The sequence below is a fragment of the Tsukamurella pulmonis genome (assembly GCF_900103175.1).
GTDB lineage: Bacteria > Actinomycetota > Actinomycetes > Mycobacteriales > Mycobacteriaceae > Tsukamurella > Tsukamurella pulmonis.
Genome location: NZ_FNLF01000002.1, coordinates 4,565,250 through 4,586,668 on the forward strand (window position 1 = coordinate 4,565,250; position 21,419 = coordinate 4,586,668).

Consider the following 21,419-nt stretch of genomic DNA (forward strand, 5'->3'; position numbering starts at 1 on the left):
CTACTGGACGTTGTTGGCTTCGGCGTCGGGGAACGCCGTCTGGGTGTAGCCGCCGCGCAGCGTGCCGTCGATGTAGGCGGCCCGCCCGGCGCGCCGGGCGATCTTGCCGGAGCTGGTGCGGGGCAGCGAGCCGCCGGGCACGAGCAGCACGTCGCGCGCGAGCACGCCGTGGGCGGAGCCGACCGCGGAGCGGATGCCGTCGGCGAGGGCCTGCTGGTCCTGCTTCGCGCCACCCGCGCCGAGCTCGGCGACGATGACCAGCTGCTCCGACTGGTCGTTGGGGTCGTACGTCAGGCCCGAGTGCGCGTTGTCGAAGACCGCCTGGGGCAGCTCGTTCGCCGGGACGGAGAAAGCGGCGACGTAGCCGGTGCGGATGTACTTGGTGTCCGACTCCTGCGCCGTGAACTCGATGTCCTGCGGGTAGTGGTTGCGCCCGTCGACGATGACCAGGTCCTTGACGCGGCCCGTGATGTAGAGCTCGCCGTCGTGGTAGACGCCGAAGTCACCGGTGCGCATCCACTTGGCCTTCTCCAGGTTCTTCACGCCCTCGGAGTGGCTGCCCTCGGCCAGCGGGGCCAGGTAGTTCTGGAAGGTCTCGCGGGACTCCTCGTCGCGCTCCCAGTAGCCCGAGCCGATGTTCATGCCGTGCAGCCAGACCTCGCCCACGGAATCGTCGGGCAGCTCCTTGCCGGTGGCCGGGTCGACGATGCAGGCCCACTGGCTCAGCGCGATCGTGCCGCAGGAGACCTGCGGGACGGCACCCTCGGCGCCCTCCTCGGAGACCACGAACGTGCCGGCGGCCAGCTGGTCGCGATCGACGTAGACCACGCGGGCCTCGTTCTCGACGGGGGTCGAGCTCACGAACAGCGTGGCCTCGGCCATGCCGAAGCAGGGCTTGATCGCCTTCGGCGACAGGCCGTAGGGCGCGAAGGCCTCGTTGAACTTCTTCATCGAGGAGACGGTGACCGGCTCCGAGCCGTTGATCAGGCCCTTGACGTTCGACAGGTCGAGGGTCTCGCCCTCCTTCGGCAGGCCGCGGACGGCGGCGTGCTCGTAGGCGAAGTTCGGGGCCGCGGCGAACGTCTCGGCGCCGTCCTCGACGGCGGCCAGCTCGTTGATCCAGCGACCGGGGCGACGCACGAAGGCCGACGGGCTCATGATCGTGATGAACTTGCCGCCGAGCGCGGGCAGGATCACCGTGAGCAGGCCCATGTCGTGGAACATCGGCAGCCAGGTCACGCCACGGGAGTTCTCGTTGAGGTCGAGCGCGTGGATCATCTGGATGACGTTCGTGCCGACCGCCTCGTAGGTGATCTGCACGCCGGCCGGGTTACGCGTGGACCCCGAGGTGTACTGCAGGTACGCGATGGTGTCGCGGTAGATCGGGAACGGCTTGAGCGTCGAACCGACCGAGTCCGGGATGGCGTCCACGGCGATGATGCGCGGGCGCTCCTTGGCCGGGAGGTGGCGGAAGAAGTTGCGGCAGGCCTCGGCGGAGCCGGAGGAGGTCAGGATCGCCGTCGGCTTGCAGTCCTCGAGGACGATGCGCAGGCGATCGGTGTGGCCGGGCTCGTCCGGGCTGAACAGCGGGACCGCGATGTTGCCGGCGTAGAGCGCGCCGAAGAAGGCGGTCACGTAGTCCAGGCCCTGCGGGGCGAGGATCGCGACCCGGTCCTCGCGCTTGGTGATGTGCTGCAGGCGGGCGCCGATGGCACGCAGCCGGGCGCCGAACTGCGACCAGGTCAGCTCGTGGACGACACCGTCGCGCTCGCGGCTGTAGTCGATGAAGCGGTACGCCAGGGTGTCGGCGCGCTCACGTGCGTTGCGCTCGACGAAGTCGACCAGCGTGGTTCCGGGGCGGAAGAAGATGTTGCCGTCTTCGTCCAGAAACTGGTCAAACTCGTTGTTCATGCATCGCTCCTCGTCACCGACGCCGGACGGCCGACGGTCATACAGTGGTACATCGCGTGGCGGTCACGCCCCGTTGCGGGTCTGTGCTCCACCTCATAGTGCGGGAAATCCGCAACATGTTTCACCCGTTCGGGCGGGTGACACGCCGGGAAAATCCGCAAACCCGACTATCGTACCGCGCGGCACTCGGCAGTACGTAAACCATGAGGTAGGACCCAAGGGCGGTCACTCGCCCTTGAGCTGCTCCAGAACGGGGGCGAAGGCCTCCATCTGGGTCGGGATGACGCCGACGTAGGACATGCCCGTCGCGGCGCGGGTGGCCCGCACCTGGTCGGCGATCTCGTCGAACGTGCCGATCGCGAGGTAGGGCGAGCCCAGAACGTCGTCGATCGTCACCTCCTTGTCGACCTCGATGCTCGCCGACAGGCCGCGCTCGATGGCCTTGAGCGCGAAGTCCGCGACCTGCTCGCGGTCGTCGGTCACCACGATGGTGGCGATCGACCAGGACAGCTCGATGTCGGCGAACCGGTCGCCCGCCGCGGCCTTGACGATCTCGACCTTGTTCTTCACGGCATCCATCGACATGTCCGAGATCTTGAGCTTGCCCTCGGCCGAACTGCGCGGGTTGATCGAGACCACGTCGGCGCGGCGGGCGGCCAACTCCAGCGTGCGGCGGGCGCCGGCGCCGATGGCGATCGGCGGGCGCGGCCCCTGGCGCGGCCGGGGGTAGCCCTTGAGCTCCTTGACGCGGAACACCTCGCCCTCGAACTCCGCCTCTTGGCCGCGCAGCAGCGCGTCGAGCACCGTCAGGCCCTCGTCCAGGCGCTGCAGCCGGCCGGCGGGCGACTCGAACTCGATGCCCGCCTGGTCGAAGTCGTCCTTGAAGGCACCGAGACCGAGGCCGATCTCGAGGCGCCCCTTGGACAGCACGTCGATGGTGGTGAGCTCCTTGGCCAGCACCGCCGGGTGCCGGAACGGCATCGCCAGCATCGAGGTGGCCAGCCGGATCTTGTCGGTGCTCACGGCGAGCGCACCCAGCGCGGCCAGCGGCCCGACCTGCGCGTCCAGGCGGTCCGGGATCGCGAAGGTGTCGAATCCGAGCTCCTCGGCCTCCTGCGCCAGCTTGACGAACTTGCGCGCGCCGCCCTCGTCGGCGTTGCCGGCGCCGCCGGCCGCGAACCGGAACTTGCGGGGCTCAGTGGTCACGTGTGAGTACTCCTGGTCGACGATGGTGCGGTCGTGAAACGTTGCGCACAGCCTAACCGCTGCCCGACGGTGCCCCGGTCGCCCCGGGATTCCCGGCGGATCCGGCCCCTCCGTGAATTCGGCGCTCAGCGGGCACTCGAAGCCGAATTCGGCTTCGAGTGCTCGGTGAAGTACGAATCTCCGGACGGGCCACCGTCAGTTCCAGACGGAGTAGTAGACGTCGGCGGTTCCCGCACCGGTTCGCAGGTAGACCTTGAGCGACTCTCCGTAGTTCAGCCCACCGCGCGTTCCCTTGATCAGGCGGTAGGCGGGTCCGGTGAGGACGAACTCCCCGTTCACGCCGTCGGCGTACCAGGGCCGCAGAGTGAGCGAGTCCGCGGGAAAGCCGGTCATGGTCAGGTCCGAGTCCCGGAGGAAGACGGCGAGCTCGGAGGACCGGATCACCGCGTGGATGTACGACGTGCTCGACACCAGCCCTCGCGATTCCACCGCTGCGGCCACCGTCCGGGCGCCGGCCGGGAGCGCAAGCCCCGCGTGGGATGCCGCCCGCCACATGGCGTCGGACCGTTCCGATTCCTCGTCGAGGACGTTGACCTGCTCGCCCGGCCCGGGCGCCGCGAACGGATCGCACGCGACCGTCCCCAACGCCGCCATCCCCACGATCGCGACGAGCATGATCCGGCTTCGCATATTAGAAATGGTATCTGCCGAAAATCGGTCAAGCTTGTGTGGCGGTCGTGCCCGACCGACACCGTCGTCCCCCGCAGGGCATTCGTCCCGCACCCCGCGCCGCGTCCCGGCTACTTGGTCTTCGGGGCCTTGTCGATGACGCCGGTGGCCCAGCCGGTGAGCCACTGGGTGGCGGTCTTGCCCTCGAGCGACCAGTTCGCCGTGGTCCCGTAGGCGGCGTGCGAGTTCTGCGTGATGGTGGAGATCACCTGCGGCAGGCCGGTGGCCAGGCCCAGCAGCCCGCCCTTGGGCTGGTTGCAGATCGGGTCGTTGGAACCGCAGATCGTGACGACCTTGTCGTCGACCGAGCCGAAGCCACCGTCGCGCTTGCCCTGCAGATCGACGCCCGAGAAGCTGAACCCGGCGAAGGTGACCTCGACGCCCTCGCCCGCGGGGTCGGGGCCGATGGCGCGGCCCTGCCCCTGGACACGGCGGCTGTCGGAGATCAGGCCCACGCCGAGCAGTCGCTCGGGGGCGATGGGGCCGTTGCCCGCGCCGATCTGCGCGGCGATGTTGCCGGCGATCGTCGCGCCCTGGGAGAAGCCGACGAACACGAAACCGGTGCGCGAGCACTTCTCCTTCACCGCGTTGATCTTGGCGAGGGCGCGGTCGGTGCCCTGCTGGCGCGAGGCCTGGTAGGTCATCTGGCCGTCCGGCGGCACCGCGATCGGGTTGTGGAACTGGGCGGCGTAGTTGACCGTCCAGACGTCCGCGCGGGCGTCGGCGTAGCGCTTGTCCAGCGGGTTCGTCACCTGCAACATGAGCGAGCGGGGGTTGAAGGTCGGGCGCTCGGGGTTGTCCGCCGCGGAGGACTCCCACGTGCCGGGGAAGGAGATGAGCTGCACGTCGGGGCAATCCGCGGCCTGGGTGCCCGTCGGCGGCCCGGGCGGGGTGGGTTCCGGCTTGCGGATCATGGTGATGATGAGCGTGATCACCACGATGATCGCGATGACCGCCGCGATGATCACCGCGATGCCGAACACCCGTCCGGCCTTGCGCGCTCCCTGACTCTTCGTGCCTGCCATTCCTCTGTAGATACCAGGGCTAGCTGTGGGGAGGCTTAGGCGCCTTGTCGATCACGCCGCGGGCCCAGTCCTGGAGCCAGCGCGTGGCCGTCTGCCCATTGGCGGACCAGTCGCTGGTCGTCGCGTACAGCGCGTGCGAGTTGCCGGTGAGCACCTTCTGCAGCTCCGGCAGCGTGGTCGCGAGGTTCCCGGCCTGGAAGATGTCCTTGGGCTGGTTGCAGATCGGGTCCTTGTCGCCGCACAGGGAGACGGTGCGGTTCTTGACCTCGCCGAAGCCGCCCTCGCGCTTGCCGCGCAGCGACAGGCTGCCGAAGCTGAAGCCGCCGTAGGCCACCTCGACGCCCACGCCGGGCGGGTTCGGGCCGGCGGTGCGGGCGTCGCCCGGCTCGCGCCGCGGGTCGGAGATCAGGCCGACGCCCAGCACGTTCTCGGCGGGGACGGCGCCCTTGCCCGCGCCGATCTCGGCGGCGATGTCGCCGGCGATCACGGCGCCCTGCGAGAAGCCCATCAGCACGAAGCCGGTGAGCTTGCACTTGTCGTAGACCTTCTTGATCTGCGCGACCGACCGGTCGTAGCCCTGGGTGCGCGACTTCTCGTACGAGGCCTGCCCGTCCGGCGGGATGGCGACGGGGTTCGACAGCTGCGCGACGTACGGCGTGGTCCACACGTCGGCCCGGGAATCGGGGAACGCCTGCGCCAGCGGCGCGGTCACCTTGAGCATCAACGAGTTCGGGTTGAACGTCGGCCGGTAGGGATCGTCCTTGGCCGAGCTCTCCAGCGTGCCAGGCACCGAGATCACCTGCACGTCCGGGCAATCCGCCGGCTGCGAGGTGGGGCGCGCCGCGGTCGCCGACGTGCTCGGCGCCGAGCTGTCCGACGAGGTCGGCGGCAGCGACGGCCCGGGGCGGAGCCAGGTACCCACCAGGATCGCCAGCAGGACCAGTGCGACCACCACGATGACGATGACGCCGATCGTCAACGGCGAGAACTTCCGTCCGCCGGACTTGCCGGGCTGCTGCTGGCTCATGGGATCACTTCTTGCAGTAGGAGGCCCGCGCCTCGGCGATGAACTTCTTGGCGTTCCCGGACGCGGCGTCACCGTCGTACGGGCCGAGGATGCCGACGACGAAGGGCTCGAGGTTCTTGGCGTCGCGGCCCGACTTGTCGTACTCGCACGCGAACTGGGCGGCGTTGATCACGACGTCGTCGGGCGCCTTCACGCCGTCCTCGCGGACCTTGGCGATGAAGTCCTTGTCCTTCTGCGTCAGCGCGGTGTTCACGGCCGAGCTCGCGCCCGGGTAGCCCGACGGGGCCGTGGCGGAACCGGGGGCCGTGGCCGGCAGCGACGTGGGCTCGCCCTCCACCGGCGTGGTGGGCGCCTCGACCGTCGAACTGCCACCGCACGCGACGGCACCGAGCAGCACGCCGCCCGTCAGCACTGCGGCCGCGAGGGCTCCCCGAAGTCCAGCCATGTGTTCTCTCCTTGAAGTACGTCCCGCACGTGGGCGTTGCCCAGGCTACCGGCAGCCCCGAACCGCAACCCCCGGCCGGTCGTCAGCGGACGGTGGGGATCCCGTTGACCAGCGCGATCACTCCGCGCTCGAAGCGCTGCTCGAAGCCGCCCGGGATCGGGGTGGAGTCGGCGACGGGGTAGCCGAGGCGCCCGCCCTCGTAGCCCTGGCGGCCCCACTCGGCGAAGATCGGCCCGTTGTTGACCACCGTCGCGGGGCTCTTCGGCGACCAGTAGATCTGCCCGCCCTGGAAGCGTTGGAAGGCACCGGCGGCCAGCTTCGTCTCGTCGCCCACCGGCAGGCCGAGCGGCGAGCGCTCGTAGTTCAGCGCCGCGTACTTCGCGCGGATCGCGCCGCGCACCGCGCGGGCGCCGGTCTGCGGCGACCAGTACACCGTGCCGCCCTCGAACTGCTGGTAGCGGCCCTTCTTGTCGGGCAGCGCCTGCTCGCCGGAGGTCGGGTAGCCGAGCGGCCCACCGGGGCCGCCCGCGCCGAGGTAGGCACCGCCGATCGCGCCGCCCACGACCTGCGCGCCGGTGTCCGCCGACCAGAACACCTGGCCGCCGCGGAAGTCCTGTGCGCGGCCGCCGGGCACCGGGTACTCGACGGTGACGCACGAGCCCAGGGTCGGGGTCTTCGGCGCCGCCTCGGCGATCGCGCCGCCGATCCCGCACGGCTTCGGATTCCCCACGCCCAGTGCGGACTGCACCTGCGGCCAGGCCTGGGCGTTCTCGAACTGCCAGTAGGGCCAGCTGTGATTGCCCGACGGCCGGTAGAGGGCGTTGGCCGGGATGCCGAGCCGGTTGAGCTCGATGGCGAAGGCCTGATTGGACGAGCGGGCGAGCACCTCGAGGGCCATGGCCTGCAGATCCGTCGGGGCACCGGTGCCCCCGGAGCCGTTGCCGGAGCTGAAGTACAGGCTCACGCCGCGCAGCTTCTCCGCCAGCTTGAGCGGATCGTGCTGCGCCCAGGCCGGATCCGTGGGCGGGCCGTACATCGCGTCGGCGTTGAAGCCGCCCGCGTCGCGCATCGCGATCCCGATCGACTCGGGGGTGCCGGGGCTGCTGGTGGACAGGATGCCCGAGTAGGAGCCGGCGAACCGGTAGAGGCCCTTGTTGCGGGCGGCCAGCGTGAAGGCGGCGGTGCCGCCCATGGACACGCCCGCCGCGGCACGCACGTCCGTGGCGCGCCAGCCCTGCTGCAGCAGGGGTGGCAGTTCCTTGGCCAGGAACGTCTCCCACTTGTAGTTCTTGCCGTTGTCGGGGCGCCTCCAGTCCGTGTACCAGCTGGACTGGCCGCCGACGGGCAGCGCGACGGTGACGTTCTTGTCGCGGTAGAAGTCGGCGGCGTTGGTCTCCAGCAGCCAGCCGCTGCGATCGTCGCGCGCACGCATCCCGTCGAGCAGGTAGAGCGTGGGGAACTTCGCCTTCGGATCGGCGTGCCAGTCGCGCGCGAGCAGCAGCTGCACCGTGACGGTGTCGTTCATCGCCGCCGAGTACACGGACAGGTCCACCTGGTGATCGCCCTGCCACTGCGCGCCGACGATCCGGGACTTCGCGGGAGCCGGATCGGCGTGCGCAGGCGCGGGGTTAAAGACCGGCGGTGCCGCCACGGCGGTGCCCGCCGCCACGGCCCCGGCCACGAGCAACGTTCCGATGCGGCCCAGCGATGACATGGGAACAGTGTTACACGGGTGTGATTTAGGGTCCGGGTGCCGCGCGGAGGGTGGTCCGGGTCACGGTGCCCGCTCACCGTGATAGGACTGTTCGATGACCGAAATGCACCTCTCCGCGGAGCCGTTCACCGTCGACGCGCACGGGCTCGCGCTCGCGGGCGACCGCTGGCCCGCCGCGCAGGCGACCGGGACCACGCTGGTGCTGCTGCACGGGGGCGGGCAGACCCGGCACTCCTGGGACCGCACAGCCGCGGAGCTCGCGCAGCGCGGGCACACCGTGCTCACGCTCGACGCGCGCGGACACGGCGACTCGGGGTGGGCGCCCGACGGCGGCTACGCGCTCGGCGACTTCGTCGGGGATCTGCTGGCCGTACTGGGCACGCTCGACGGTCCGCCGCCCGTGCTGATCGGCGCCTCGCTCGGCGGCATCACCAGCCTGTGCGCCGTCGGCGAGAACCCCGGCATCGCGTCCGCGCTGGTACTGGTCGACGTGGTGGTCGACGCCGAGAAGAAGGGCATCGCGCGGGTCACGGACTTCCTCTCCGCGCACACCGACGGCTTCGCCACGCTCGACGAGGTGGCCGACGCCGTGGCCGCCTACAACCCCACCCGCAAGCGGGCCCGCAATCTCGAGGGCCTGAAGAAGAACGTCCGGCAGCGCGCCGACGGCCGCTGGTACTGGCACTGGGACCCGGCGTTCATCCGCAGCGACGACCGGGGCGAGGCGCGCATCCAGGACAAGGAGCGGCTCGGGGCCGCGGCCGCGCACGTCACCGTTCCCACGCTCATCGTGCGCGGCGGCAAGTCCGACGTGGTCAGCGACGAGGGCGTGGAGAAGATGCTGCAGCGGGTGCCGCACGCCGAGGTCGCCGACGTCAGCGGCGCCGGGCACATGGTGGCGGGCGACGACAACCAGGTCTTCGCCGCGGCGATCGAGGGCTTCCTGGACCGCCATCGACTCTGAGGCGCAGCGATCACGGAGAAGCAGCAGCTCGACGTGGACGTTCGCATGCAGGACGGAATCCTCAGACCCGCCGCCGCGGGGGGCGAGCGGGCTCGCTCAGGCCCGTGAGGCGGCCTTCGCGCGGTACATCGCGGCGTCCGCGGCGGCGATCGCCTCGCCCGCGCTGCGATGCTCGGCGACGAAGACGGCGCCGACCGTCGCGTTCACCTCGACGTCGGCACCGTCGACGGAGATGGGCGCGCGCCCGATCGCCGATCGCAACCGCTCGACCAATTCGTCCGGCGTGGCGTCCGCGCCCCGGGCGAGGACGACGAACTCGTCGCCGCCCACGCGGTAGACCTCGTCGTCCGGGCCCATCGCGGAATCGATCCGCCGGCCCACACCGCGCAGCACCTGGTCACCAGCGCCGTGGCCGAGCCCGTCGTTGAAGCGCTTGAACCGGTCCAGGTCGGCGTACGCCGCGACCGTGATCGGCGCGGCCGCCTCATCGGCGAGGACGAGTTCCAGGGCGTGCCGGTTCGGCAGCCGCGTGATCGCATCGGTGGTGGCGGTGCTGTGCAGGGTGCGGGCCGCCGAACGCAGTTCCAGCACGCTCATCGCGAGGTCGGCCAGGCCCTCCAGGCCGTGGAGCTGGCGCTCACTCAGCTCGCGCGGTTCGGACCCGTAGATCCGCACCGTGCCGACGGGAAGCCGGTCGCTCGTGCAGATCGGCGCGGCCGCGAACAGGTGGATCGGCGGATCGGCCAGGTCGAGGAACTTCAGGCCCTGGAACCGCGGATCGACCTTGGCGTCCGGCGCGTAGACCACCTTGTCGTCGGCCACCGCGAGAGCGCACAGCGAGTCCGCCCGCGAGGCGTGGATGCGCGGGGCCCCGAACGACGCAGCCGTGTAGTGCCGGTCGAAGTCGATGATGTTCACGGAACCGAAGGGCACACCGCAGAGCGCGGCGGAGAGTTCGGCGATGCGCTCCAGGTCCGGGACCGGCTTCGAATCCATGATCCGCAGCGACTTCACCGCCGCGACGCGGTCGTGCTCCCGGGGGTGCAGGGGCGCGGGCACGTGTCCTCCTGTCCGGCCGGAAGCGGGCGGCTCCGACGCAGGCCGCCAATCTACGCCGCATCCCCCTCCCGCGCTAGTGATTGCAAAACACGTAGTGCGACGCTCGTCGTCACGCGCCCAGCACGTACTCCCCGTGCAGGGTCGAGGTCTCCGTCAGGGGCAACTGCGCCAGCGGAACGGACAGCTCCAGCGTCCGGTCGAGGTTCCCGAGGGACGCCGTCGTGATCCGATCGCGGTACAGGCCCGGCTCGGGCTTCGGCGGTACCGGCGTGCCCCCGATCGACGTGGTCGCGCCCAGCGCGGGCGCCAACCCCATGTCGCGCGCGAGCCGGTCGAACGCTGCCCGGGTGCCCCCGAGGTGGAACGTCAGCAGGAACATCCGGGCGTCGCACACGCGCTCGCCCACCTGTGCGACGGTGATGCCGCGCTGCGCGAAGTCCACGGGGAATCCCGATTCGACGACGACCTGATCCGCCGTCAGCGTCTTGCACGCGTAGGAGACCGGGGCCTCCTTCTCCTCGTCGACGCCGCACCCGGTCACCGCCACGGCGAGCGCGGCCACCGCGGCGACCGCGCGCACAGACCCGATCACCCGCGGCCGTCCTCGAACAGCACGCCGGGGTTGAGCAGGCCCGACGGGTCCCAGGCGGCCTTGATCCGGCGCAGCAGCGCGACCTGCTCGGCGCCTCGTTGCCGCTCCAGCCAGGCCCGCTTCGCCCGTCCGATCCCGTGCTCGGCGCTGACGGTGCCGCCGGCGGCCAGCACCCGCTCGAGCACGGCCGCCTCCAGCCGCTCGGCCAGCTCCTCCGGAAACCGCCGCGCCGGGGCCGACGGGCCGGGCAGCAGGTTGATGTGCACGTTCCCCTCGGCGAGATGCCCGAAGAGCACCGGCTCCGCAGCGAACCCGGCGGCGCCGGCGATGCCCCGGACCGCGTCGACGATCGCCTCCGTCGCCCCGGCGAGGTCCGCCAGCGGGACACCCACGTCGAGCTTGACCGGCACCCCCGCCGCGTTCACGGCCTCGGTGGTGCGGGCGCGGTAGCGCCACAGCCGCGGGCGGTCCTCGGCGTCGGCGACGGCGATCCGGTCGTCGGGCAGCAGTTCCGCGAGCGCGGCGGCGTCCGACAGCGGCGCGTCGAGCTCGGCGAACACCCAGCAGCCGTCCGTCGGGAGCGGAGCGGGCACGTCGAGGTGCGCGGCGACGCGGGCGACGGCGGCACCGTCGGACCACTCCAGCGCGAGCAGCCCCGGCAGGGCGCGCAGCGCCGGTACCGCCGCGACGGCGTCGGGCAGCGAGCGGAAGGCCAGCGCGACGACGCTGCGGTGCGCGCTCGCGGGCTCGAGCCGCCAGGTGACGTCGGTGATCACGGCCAGGGTGCCCTCCGAGCCCGCCAGCTGATCGACGAGGTCGTAGCCGGTGTTGTCCTTCGGCGGCGGGCGGCGGCGGTCGAGGACGGCACCGTCGGGCAGGACCGCCCGCACCCCCGCGACGCGGGCCCGCGCCGTGCCGTAGCGCAGCACCTCCGCTCCCCCGGCGTTCGTCGCGACCGCGCCGCCGACGGTGGCCGACTCGCCCGAAGCGATCGAGAGCCCGATCGTGAAACCGTGTGCGGAGGCGAAGGATTCGAGCTGCCCGAGGGTGACGCCGGCGCCGGCGGTCACGGCACCGTCGGCGATCTCCCCGATCGCGTCGAGACCGCGCAGGGACAGCACCACCGATCCGGCGGGCGGCACCGCGCCGGCGACGAGGCCGGTGTTGCCGCCCTGCGGCACCACCGGGACGCCGGCGGCGGCGCAGGTGCGCAGGACCGCGGAAACGGCGTCGACGGTCCGCGGGCGAACGACGATCGCGGGTCCGCCGCGCCACCGGCCGGTCCAGTCGACGACGTACCCGGCGACCGCGTCCGCGTCGGTGAGCACCGAGCAATCGGCGATCTCCCGCAGCGTCCCGGTGACGTCCATCAGGGCTTCGGCATCGACTTCTGCTCGTCGGTGAGCGGCGGCGGCACGTCCAGGCGGCACATCCGCAGCGTGTACTCGGGCACCCGGTCGATGCGCAGCTGCATGTTCGCGAGCGAGAGCTTGACGTTGCGCTTGAACAGATCGAAGGTGAGCGGCGCGGAGTACGAGTCCTGCAGCTGCTGGATCTGCGGGCAGGTCAACGCCGCCCGCGACTGGTTCACCCAGTCCGGGTCGATGAACGGCGGCAGTGCGGGGCGCTTCGGGTACGCCTTCGCCTCGGCGACGGCCCAGTCCGGGAACATCTCCTTGTCGTGCCCGATGCGGCCGTCCTCGAGCCGCGCGGTGTGCGAGGCCATCGGCCAGGCGAGGCCGATCTGATCCCACACGCGCACGTCGAGCGGCAGGTTCATGCCGGTCATGCCGAGGTTGGTGAAGAAGACCGTCTGCCGCAGCGGCACGTCGTCGGGCCGCGGGTAGGGCAGCGGATCGATGAACCACCAGTCGTAGTCGAAGGACGGCAGGTAGACGCCGCCGCGCGGGGTGTCGCGCAGGATCTCCTGCAGCGACCGCATGCGCGGGTAGTCGAGGTAGTCGTCCGCGGTGAGCGGGTGCGCGTGGCCCGTCTGCAGCGAGTAGAAGGCCCGCTCGTCGACGATGCCCGTGGTCCCGATCGCGGTCCCGTCGGGCTGGCCGCGGAACGTCGTGGCGTGCAGGGCCCAGCCGAGGACCAGCACCCACAGCACGGCGGCGACCGCGGCGCCGGCGGTGCCGGTGGCGAGCCGGGCGATGCCGCGGACCGTCGAATCCTCGGGGCGGCGCGACGGGATCCGCAGCGGGATCACCATCACGGGCAGCAGCAGCAGGAACAGCGGCGCGAGCAGCACGCGGCCCGACATGAAGTCGCCACCCTGGCGCAGCCAGTACAGCGTCTCGATGACGCCGCCGAGGAACATCACGGCCACGATCACCGCGGGCCGCTGCAGCTGATCGCGCAGGCCCCGGGCGCCGCCGCGCGGCAGCCGGAAGCGGCCGGTGAGCGGGGTGCGGGCGCCCCGCGCGGGCAGCAGGATCAGCGGCATCACGATCGCCAGGGCCAGCAGCGGAAGCCACAGCGAGTACGGCTCGACCAGGTTCATCAGGTAGGTGAAGCCCTGGCCCCACTTGGAGCCGCTGGCGTCCTTGGCGACGGCCGTGTTCGGCACGGGCAGGCCGTAGTAGCCCATCCGGAAGATCTGGTACCCGACGGGCAGCAGGCCCGCGGCGGCGGTCAGCGCGAGCCGCAGCTTCAGGCCGACGGGCGCGAGGAACATGACGACGAGCACGAGGCCGCCGACGACCGCCATCTCGGGCCGCACGAGCCAGGACAGGCCGGCGACGAAGGCGGTGCCGCAGGTGAGGACCCAGTAGCGGGTGCGCTCGCGGCCCGCGGCGGGATCGCGGTCGGCCTGCGACCAGGAGATCGCGAGCCACCACAGCAGCGCCACCCAGAAGATGGTGAGCGAGACCTCGAGGCCCGAGGTGGCGAAGTCGCGGGCCGGGGGCAGCGCCATGTAGACGAGGCCGCCGGCGGGCAGGAGCAGCAGGCCGGAGCCGCGCAGCCGCGCCCAGCCGGGGCCACCGCGGTACAGGCGCGACGTGCCGAGCATGGCGAGGGGGATCGCGGCGACGGAGAGCACCAGCGCGACGGTGAGCACGACGTACTCGGTCTGCACGCCGCTGATCCAGGAGAAGAACCAGATGAGGTAGGTCCACGCGGCGGAGGTGTTGACCTCGACCCGCTCCCCCGCGTTGAAGACGGGGCCGTTCCCGGCGAGCAGGTTCCGCACCGTCCGCAGCACGATGAGGCCGTCGTCGGCGATCCACCGGCGCTGCCAGGCGCCGTAGCCGAACAGGACCGCGCACGCCGCCACCCCGAGCCAGAAGCTGACTCGGGGTGCGGTGAGAGAGGTCGACGGGGCCCCGGTGCCGCTCTCGGCGGGGGCCTGGACGTCAGGCGAAGTAGACCGCGGCAACGACGGTTCCAATCCACGCGATCGCGAGCACCTGCAGCACGCGATCACCCAGGGCGATCTCCTCGGGCTCGCCCGCCTCGCCGCCGTCGACGTCGACCGCGTAACGCAGGATCGCGATGGTGAAGGGCACCATCGACAGGGCGTACCAGATGTTGTCCGGGTGCGTCGTCTTGTCGAACGCCCACAGGCCGTAGCAGAGCACCACGGCCGTGGCCGCCAGCGTCCAGACGAAGCGCAGGTAGGTGGTGGTGTAGTACTCCAGCGACTTGCGGATCTTGGCGCCGGTGCGCTCGGCGAGCTGCAGCTCCGCGTAGCGCTTGCCCGCGGCCATGAACAGCGAGCCGAAGGCCATCACCAGCAGGAACCACTGGGACAGGCCCTTGGGCAGCTCGGCGGCTACCCCACCGGCGACGGCGCGCAGCAGGAAGCCGGAGCTGACGATGCAGATGTCGATCACGGCCTGGTGCTTGAGGCCGAAGCAGTAGCCGAGCTGGATGACGATGTACGCCGCGATGACGATCGCCAGTTCCTTGTTGGCGAGCAGCGAGACCGCGATGGCCCCCGCCCCGAACAGGAACGAGAGCACGTAGGCCAGGTTCACCGGGACCACACCGGCCGCGATGGGGCGGTAGCGCTTGGTCGGGTGCGCGCGATCGGCCTCGACGTCGAGGGCGTCGTTGATCAGGTAGATCGACGAGGCGGCCAGACAGAACGCGATGAACGCCAGGCCCACGTTGGCGAAGTTGACGTACTCGAGCTGGTCGCGCCCGGCGGCCAGCGGGGCCACCACGACGAGGACGTTCTTGACCCACTGCCGGGGCCGGATCGCCTTGATCAGTCCGGTCGCGAGGTTCGACGGTGCCTTCGGCTCGCCGTGCTCGATCGGCTCCTCGCTCATCAGCTGTTCGATCCCTTGCTCTGGTTCTTCGAGGCGCAGCGCGCCGCCCGGTCAGCCCATAGTCTCTCACCCTCGATCGCGGCCAGCGCGGTCGCCGCACCGATGGCGGCGCCGGCGGCCACGTCCGACGGGTAGTGCACGCCCAGCACCATGCGGGAGGTGAGCATCGGCGGCACCACCGCGGCGGGCGCCAGCACGGCGCCGCCGGGGACGCCGGACGCGCGGCCCAGCAGGATCGCGCCGGCCGTCGAGCTGGTGGCGTGCGAGGACGGGAAGCTGAGCTTGCTCGGGGTGCCGACGCCGACCGTGATGTACGGGTGGTCCGGGCGCTTGCGGCGCACGATCCGCTTGATCACGACGGACGCGGCGTGCGCGACGAACGCACCGACGCCCGCGGTGACGTACTGCCGCCGGCGCTTCGGCTGCACCAGCGCACCGAGCGCAGCCAGGCCGAGCCAGCCGAGCGAGTGCTCGCCGAAGTGGCTCAGGCCGCGGGCCGCGGGCAGCACGCCGGGACGGCCGGCCAGCTGCGCCTGCACGCCGACGAGGATCATCTCCTCGGGGCTGAGCGCCTGCTCGGGGGCGTTGCGGCTCACTTGCTGTCCTCCGGTTCGAAGATCTTCGACCAGGCCTCGCGGCTGGTCAGGTCGGTGTACGCGGCGCGGTAGCGCTGCTGCATCTCGGCGAACCGGCGATCGACCTCGCGGTGGACGGCCAGGCTCTCGCGCATGAGCGCGAACATCTTCTCCCGGTCGCGCTGGCGGTAGACCACGCCGCGGCCGTCGGCGGTGGTGACGGTGACCCCGTCCACCCGGCCCAGGCTGAACCAGCGCGCCTCGAGCGGCGGGTAGTTGGCCTGCGGAACCTCGTGGTTGTGCGGGTCGGCGGGGCGCAGGTTGTTGCGCACCGCCTTCGCCAGCGTGCTGACCTTGGTGAGCGGGTTCAGCGGGATCTTGGTGCCGTAGGCCGTGGCCTGGCCGGAGGTCCGCGGCAGCTCGGTGGCGCTGGGCAGCACGACGGCGTCCGGGTACTCCTTGCGCATCGCCGCGATCTTGGGCAGCGCCGTCGGCAGCAGCTCGTAGAGCGCCTCGGGGCCGCGCAGGAAGTCGCGCATGGCCTCGATCTGGATCGCGACCGTCGAGTACTCGAGGCACAGCAGGTGCTTCATGAGCGCCTTGATGGAGCTGGTCATGATGCCGCGGGTGCTGCCCTCGTGGTGGATCGCGGCCACGACGAGGCGGTTGCGCAGGTGGAAGTACGCCTGCCAGTCGATGGCATCGTCCTTGTCGGACCAGGCCATGTGCCAGATCGCGATGCCGGGCACCGTCGCCGTCGGGTAGCCGGCGCGGGCGGCGCGCAGGCCGTAGTCCCAGTCGTCCCACTTGATGAACAGCGGCATCGGCAGGCCGATCTCCTCCGCGGCGACGCGCGGGATCAGGCACATCCACCAGCCGTTGCCGTCGACGTCGATGCGCCGGTGCAGGTTCTTGCTGTTCTCCTTGTCGGAGAGCGGGTACTCCGCGAAGTCGTGGTCGTACTCGACGAACGGCGCCGCGGTCCACATGAACTTGTTGCGGTCGATGACCTCGCCCATGCAGTGCAGGTGGCTGCGGTCCTGCAGGTTGAGCATCTGCCCGCCGACCAGCATCGGGGTCTTGGCGAACCGGGCGAACTGCAGCGCGCGCAGGATCGAGTCGGGCTCGATCGCGATGTCGTCGTCCATGTAGAGCACGTACGGGCTGTCGGTCAGGCGCAGCGCCTCGTACATGATGCGGCCATAGCCGCCGGAGCCGCCGAGGTTGCCCTGCTCGAAGCGCTGGTAGCGGTCGCCGAGCGGGGCGATCGCGTCCGCGTAGTCGGGGTGGTCGATGACCTTCTTGTTGCCCTGGTCGGGCATGAGCACCGCGTCGATCACCTCGTCGACCAGCGGATCGCTGGTCAGCGCGGCGATCGCGGCGACGGCGTCGTCGGGCCGGTTGAAGGTGGGGATGCCGACGGTGACGCGCTTGGCCGGCAGGCCCTCCTCGCCGACCGTGGCGTACCAGCCGGCGGAGATGATCTCGGTGTCGCTGTCTGCGGTCACGTCGAACCAGATCCAGCCGCCGTCCTCGAACGGGCCGAGGTCGGTGGCGAACTCGGCGACGCCGTAGCCGGTGGCGTCGGTCTCCACCAGCCCGCCGCCGAGGGCGATGCGGGCACCGTCGACCTTGGAGCGGTAGAGGTCGACGCGGGCGGTGCCCTTGACCTCGATCTTGAGCACCACGTCCTGCAGGACGGTCCAGCGGCGCCAGTACGACGCCGGGAAGGCGTTGAAGTAGGTGGCGAAGCTGACCTCGGACTCGCCGGCGATGTTCAGCGAGGTCCGGGTGGGCGCGTGCGAGCGGCGCGAGTTGGTCTCGGCCTCCTCGATGTAGAGCGAGCGCACGTCGAGCGGCTCGCCCGGGCGCGGCAGGATGACGCGCTGCAGCAGGGTCCGGGCCTGATCGGTCACTTGGCGGTCTCCTCGGTGAGCGCGGCACCGGTTTCCAGATGCGGGCGCAGGGTGTTGTCGAACATCGACAGCGCGCTGGCGATGGCCATGTGCATGTCCAGGTACTGGTAGGTGCCGAGCCGGCCGCCGAACAGGACCTTCCGCTCCGCGGCCTCGGTCTTGGCCAGGTCGCGGTAGGCGGCGAGCATCTCGCGGTCCGACGGGGTGTTGATCGGGTAGTAGGGCTCGTCGTCGTCCTTGGCGAAGCGGCCGTACTCGCGCATGATGACCGTCTTGTCGGTCGGGTACTCCTTGCGCTCCGGGTGGAAGTGCCGGAACTCGTGGATGCGCGTGTACTGCACGTCGGCGTCGTTGTAGTTCATGACGGGCGTGCCCTGGAAGTCGCCGGTGGGCAGCACTTCGGTCTCGAAGTCGAGGGTGCGCCAGCCGAGGCGGCCGGCGGAGTAGTCGAAGTAGCGATCCAGCGGGCCGGTGTAGACCACCGGGGCGTCCGGGGCGGCGGCGACGATCTCGTCGCGGACGTCGAACCAATCGGTGTCGAGACGCACGTCGATGAGATCCGAGGCGGCCATGTTCTCGAGCCACGCGGTGTAGCCGTCGACGGGCAGGCCCTCGTAGGTGTCGTTGAAGTACCTGTTGTCGAAGTTGTAGCGCACGGGCAGGCGCGTGATGTTGCCCGCAGGCAGGTTCTTCGGGTCGGTCTCCCACTGCTTGGCCGTGTAGTGCTTGATGAAGGCCTCGTAGAGGGGGCGGCCGATCAGCGAGATCGCCTTCTCCTCGAAGTTCTGCGCGTCCTTCGAGTCGAACTCCGCGGCCTGCTCCTGGATCAGCGCCTTCGCCTCGTCGGGCGTGAAGTAGCGGCCGAAGAACTGGCTGACGAGGCCGAGGCCCAGCGGGAACTGGTAGGCCTGGCCCTTGTGCATCGCGAAGACGCGGTGCTGGTAGCCGGTGAAGTCGGTGAACTTGTTGACGTACTCCCACACCCGCTCGTTGGAGGTGTGGAACAGGTGCGCGCCGTACTTGTGGATCTCGATGCCGGTCTCCGGCTCGGCCTCCGAGTAGGCGTTGCCGCCGAGATGGTGCCGGCGCTCGATCACCAGGACCCGTTTGCCGAGCTCCGCGGCGGTCCGTTCCGCGATGGTCAGGCCGAAAAATCCGGAGCCGACGACGATGAGGTCGTAGGGCTGCTGGGTCTGGGAGGAATCTGTCGCCACGGACGTTCAGGGTACCGGCCGGGTGACGTGGATGACGCCACCCGGCCCTGGCCTGTGACTAAGCCGGAGCGTTCGGCACTGTCGGGACGGCGAGCGGGGTCGAACCCGCCGGGGCCGCGGGCGCCGCCGGGGCGGCGGGAGCCGTGGTCGCCGGAGCCGCAGGCGCGGACGGTGCGGACGGGTCCGCCGGCGCCGACGGGGCGCCCGGCGTCGCGGGCGTGTCGGTGCCCGACGGTGCCGCGCCGGTGCTCTCGCCCGGAGCGACGGGCACCGCGGGGACACCGGTCGGCGTGTCGGCCGGGTTCGGGTTCACGCCCAGCACATCGCCCCAGCCCGGGATCAGGTTGAGCAGCGGCAGCGGCGGCAGGCTCGGGGCACCACCGGCGGCGAAGGCCGTCGCCCAGTTGAGCAGCGTGGCCGGCGCGGAGACGCCCGACGGGACGACCTGCGCACCGTTCGCCTTGGTGTAGTAGATCGTGCCGTTCTGGTACGACTGCAGCATCGAGCCGTCCGGGAACGCGATCGGGTTGGCGATCACGCGGCCGAGCGTGCCCTTCTCGCCGCCCGCGGCGGCGTAGGCCGCCTCGACGGCCGCCTTGCCGGTCACGCCCTGTGCGGCGGGTGCCGCGGACGGGGCCGGCGGCGCCGGGATGCCGGGGATCGCCGGTGCCGCGGGTGCGGTGGGCGCGGCGGGAGCAGCCGGGGCCGCGGGCGCGGCGGGAGCCGCAGGCGAGCCGGCGGCGGCGACGGCCGGAGCGGCGCCGGGCACCGTCGGGACGGCGGGAGCGGCCGGTGCGGCGGGTGCAGCCGGGGCGGCGGGAGCAGCCGGGGCGCCGGCCGCGGGGGCCGAGGCGGTGGCCGTCGTCGCGCCCACCGGGGCGGACTGGGCCGCGTTCGGCGCGGTCGGGACCGGGTTGAACGGGTCGACGGGGGCCGCGACGATCGGCTGGTCCACGACCCGTCCGGGGACCGGCGCGGGCGCGGCGCTCGACGATGCGGAGGTCGCGCCGGGGGCGCTCGGGGCGCCGGGCGCGGCGGGGGTCGACGCCGGGTTCTGGCCGTCGATGGTGAACCAGTCCGAGCGCAGGCCCAGCTTCTTGCGGACCTCGTCGCCCTTGACGGTCACGGTGCGGTCCGCGCCGACGATCTCGACGGCCTCGACACGGCCGGCCTGCGCCGACTGCGTCTTGACCACGCGCACCGACTTCAGCGCGCCGACCCCGAACTCCTGGGAGATCTTCGCGGCGGGCACCTTCTGGGTCCAGTTCTTGAACGGGGAGACCACGTCGCCGTCGTCCTTGACCGCCGTGAAGTCGCCGCCCGCGGTGAAACCGCCGGTGGAGCTGGAGAACTCGGTGGAGACGGCGTAGCCGTTCTTCGCCATGACCAGGCCCGCCGTGCTGGCGACGGCCTTGTCGGTGCGGGGGTCCTCCTTGGCCGCGCCGCCGTAGACCTGCGAGTCCTGGGTGTCGTTGTAGCGGTCGCCGCGCTTGGCGCCCTCGGCCAGCGCGTAGGAGCGGGCGGCGATGGCCTGCGCGCGCAGCGCCTCGTAGCCGCCCTGGTCGGCCCACTCGACCTTGCTCTCGACGGGGACCACGCCGCGGACGTAGTCCTCGATGTTGACGACGTTGAAGACCTTGCCGTCCTTCGCGGCGATCGCGCCGCGGTAGGCGGTGTCGGTGCCGCAGAACTTCAGCAGCTCGCCGACGGGCCGGTTCGCCTCGCCGTTGAGCGGGTCGATCGTCGCGTCCTCGCCGGCCGGGACCGTCTTCACGACGGGGCCGTTGCAGCCGGTGGTGATGACGGCGTTGCCGCCCTCGAGGCGCACGGCCTGGCCCGGCGCGACGGGCTGATCGCCGATCTTGGCGCCGGCCGGGGCCAGCACGTTCGCGGCCTTCTGCGTGGTGAGCTGCACGCGGACGGGCAGCTTCACGTCGGCGCGCGCCAGCTGGGACCCGCCGTAGTAGTGGGCGACGATCTGCTCGGCCTTCCAGCCGGACTTCGCGTAGCCGAAGGCGCCCCACTGGCCGAGGCCGCGGCCGTGACCGTTGCCCTGACCGGTGAAGGTCACGTCGTTCCCGGCGGCGAGCGCGGGGTCGCCGATGATGTTCGTGGTGCTGAGCAGCGCCGCAGCGCCGCCCACGGCCAGGGCCGGGAGCATCGCGAGCGCGACGGTGCGCCGTCCGCGGCGGCGACGAGGACCGCCGTCGATCCACACGGGCATGGCTTCTCCTTAGCTCGACAGGTGAGCCCTGCCGAAGGGCAAAGCTCAACGTGAGGTCGAGACTAACACCATCTGCAACACTCGTCACGTAAGCAACATTCGTCACATCAGTCACAGGCAGGCTCGCGTCGCGCGGAACAGGCCCGTGGGGCCGCAGACCCGGTCTCCTCGGCGGAGGCTCGGGGGAGGTCACCCTCCTCTGCGGAGAGACGTGTCGCTCCACGGAAGGTATGCGCGCCGCGCATACCCTGCGTTTCTGCAGGTAGAAGGCCTACTCGAGAGATCGGGCCATGCGCGGCACGCATACCCCGGTCCGGGCGCGGCCGTCGTCGCCACGCCACCGCCGCACGTCGCCCCCGCACCTCGCCCGCCGCGCCGCGTCTCGCCGCGCGGCATCCCACTCCCGCGGGAGGTTTTCACAGACTCTCGGGGTGCAACCCCCTCGCGAGGCGGAAACACCCGCGCGAACGACTGCGGAGCATTCAGCCGGACTCGGCGGACACCAACAGAGACACCGGCATCGAGGTTATGCGGCGCA

Annotated in this window: 17 protein-coding genes; 1 reads left to right on the forward strand and 16 read right to left on the reverse strand. The window is 71.3% G+C overall.

What is annotated here, in order from left to right:
- The 7 genes from fadD32 to BLQ62_RS22395 form a co-directional block, all read right to left on the reverse strand.
- Positions 1–1,911, reverse strand: coding sequence for a long-chain-fatty-acid--AMP ligase FadD32 (gene fadD32, locus BLQ62_RS22365; protein ID WP_068530628.1), 1,911 nt, complete (start codon positions 1,909–1,911; stop codon positions 1–3).
- A 225-nt stretch (positions 1,912–2,136) separates the two neighbouring features.
- Positions 2,137–3,117: a TIGR03621 family F420-dependent LLM class oxidoreductase gene (locus tag BLQ62_RS22370; protein WP_082756169.1), complete on the reverse strand. Its 981-nt coding sequence runs from the start codon at positions 3,115–3,117 to the stop codon at positions 2,137–2,139.
- Positions 3,118–3,312: 195 nt separating this feature from the next.
- On the reverse strand, positions 3,313–3,807 hold the full coding sequence (locus tag BLQ62_RS22375; protein WP_068530621.1) for a hypothetical protein: 495 nt from the start codon (positions 3,805–3,807) through the stop codon (positions 3,313–3,315).
- 110 nt (positions 3,808–3,917) lie between these two features.
- A complete protein-coding gene (locus BLQ62_RS22380) occupies positions 3,918–4,871 on the reverse strand; it encodes a cutinase family protein (RefSeq protein ID WP_068532101.1) in 954 nt (317 codons plus the stop codon).
- A 19-nt stretch (positions 4,872–4,890) separates the two neighbouring features.
- Positions 4,891–5,898: a cutinase family protein gene (locus BLQ62_RS22385; RefSeq protein WP_068532100.1), complete on the reverse strand. Its 1,008-nt coding sequence runs from the start codon at positions 5,896–5,898 to the stop codon at positions 4,891–4,893.
- A 4-nt stretch (positions 5,899–5,902) separates the two neighbouring features.
- Positions 5,903–6,343, reverse strand: coding sequence for a DUF732 domain-containing protein (locus BLQ62_RS22390; protein WP_114653305.1), 441 nt, complete (start codon positions 6,341–6,343; stop codon positions 5,903–5,905).
- Positions 6,344–6,425: 82 nt separating this feature from the next.
- The gene (locus BLQ62_RS22395) at positions 6,426–8,057 is read right to left on the reverse strand and encodes an alpha/beta hydrolase-fold protein (protein ID WP_068563892.1); all 1,632 of its coding nucleotides are present in this window, start codon (positions 8,055–8,057) and stop codon (positions 6,426–6,428) included.
- A gap of 94 nt (positions 8,058–8,151) precedes the next feature.
- Here BLQ62_RS22395 and BLQ62_RS22400 point away from each other — a divergent pair, with 94 nt between their 5' ends.
- Positions 8,152–9,021, forward strand: coding sequence for an alpha/beta fold hydrolase (locus BLQ62_RS22400; RefSeq protein ID WP_068532097.1), 870 nt, complete (start codon positions 8,152–8,154; stop codon positions 9,019–9,021).
- A gap of 96 nt (positions 9,022–9,117) precedes the next feature.
- Here the strand turns inward: BLQ62_RS22400 and BLQ62_RS22405 are convergent, their stop codons facing one another.
- The 9 genes from BLQ62_RS22405 to BLQ62_RS22445 all read right to left on the reverse strand — a co-directional run bounded on the left by BLQ62_RS22405 (position 9,118) and on the right by BLQ62_RS22445 (position 20,881).
- Entirely contained in the window at positions 9,118–10,080 is a 963-nt protein-coding gene (locus tag BLQ62_RS22405) for a GGDEF domain-containing protein (RefSeq protein WP_068532095.1), read from the reverse strand.
- A gap of 109 nt (positions 10,081–10,189) precedes the next feature.
- Positions 10,190–10,672, reverse strand: coding sequence for a hypothetical protein (locus BLQ62_RS22410; RefSeq protein ID WP_068563890.1), 483 nt, complete (start codon positions 10,670–10,672; stop codon positions 10,190–10,192).
- A complete protein-coding gene (locus BLQ62_RS22415) occupies positions 10,669–12,042 on the reverse strand; it encodes an FAD-binding oxidoreductase (protein ID WP_068563888.1) in 1,374 nt (457 codons plus the stop codon). Before BLQ62_RS22415 ends, BLQ62_RS22410 begins: the two co-directional genes overlap by 4 nt.
- Positions 12,042–14,054: an arabinofuranosyltransferase AftB family protein gene (locus BLQ62_RS22420; protein ID WP_231857516.1), complete on the reverse strand. Its 2,013-nt coding sequence runs from the start codon at positions 14,052–14,054 to the stop codon at positions 12,042–12,044. The genes BLQ62_RS22415 and BLQ62_RS22420 overlap by 1 nt, the downstream gene beginning before the upstream one ends.
- On the reverse strand, positions 14,032–14,952 hold the full coding sequence (locus BLQ62_RS22425; protein WP_068532088.1) for a decaprenyl-phosphate phosphoribosyltransferase: 921 nt from the start codon (positions 14,950–14,952) through the stop codon (positions 14,032–14,034). Before BLQ62_RS22425 ends, BLQ62_RS22420 begins: the two co-directional genes overlap by 23 nt.
- Positions 14,952–15,506 carry a phosphatase PAP2 family protein gene (locus BLQ62_RS22430; RefSeq protein ID WP_068532129.1) on the reverse strand — a complete coding sequence of 185 codons (555 nt, stop codon included), beginning with the start codon at positions 15,504–15,506 and terminating at the stop codon, positions 14,952–14,954. Before BLQ62_RS22430 ends, BLQ62_RS22425 begins: the two co-directional genes overlap by 1 nt.
- Positions 15,507–15,544: 38 nt before the next feature.
- Positions 15,545–17,443 carry a glycosyltransferase gene (locus BLQ62_RS22435; RefSeq protein WP_068532086.1) on the reverse strand — a complete coding sequence of 633 codons (1,899 nt, stop codon included), beginning with the start codon at positions 17,441–17,443 and terminating at the stop codon, positions 15,545–15,547.
- A complete protein-coding gene (gene glf, locus BLQ62_RS22440) occupies positions 17,440–18,657 on the reverse strand; it encodes a UDP-galactopyranose mutase (protein WP_068563884.1) in 1,218 nt (405 codons plus the stop codon). Before glf ends, BLQ62_RS22435 begins: the two co-directional genes overlap by 4 nt.
- A 58-nt stretch (positions 18,658–18,715) precedes the next feature.
- On the reverse strand, positions 18,716–20,881 hold the full coding sequence (locus BLQ62_RS22445; protein WP_068563882.1) for a SpoIID/LytB domain-containing protein: 2,166 nt from the start codon (positions 20,879–20,881) through the stop codon (positions 18,716–18,718).
- Between the last annotated feature and the right edge of the window lie 538 nt (positions 20,882–21,419).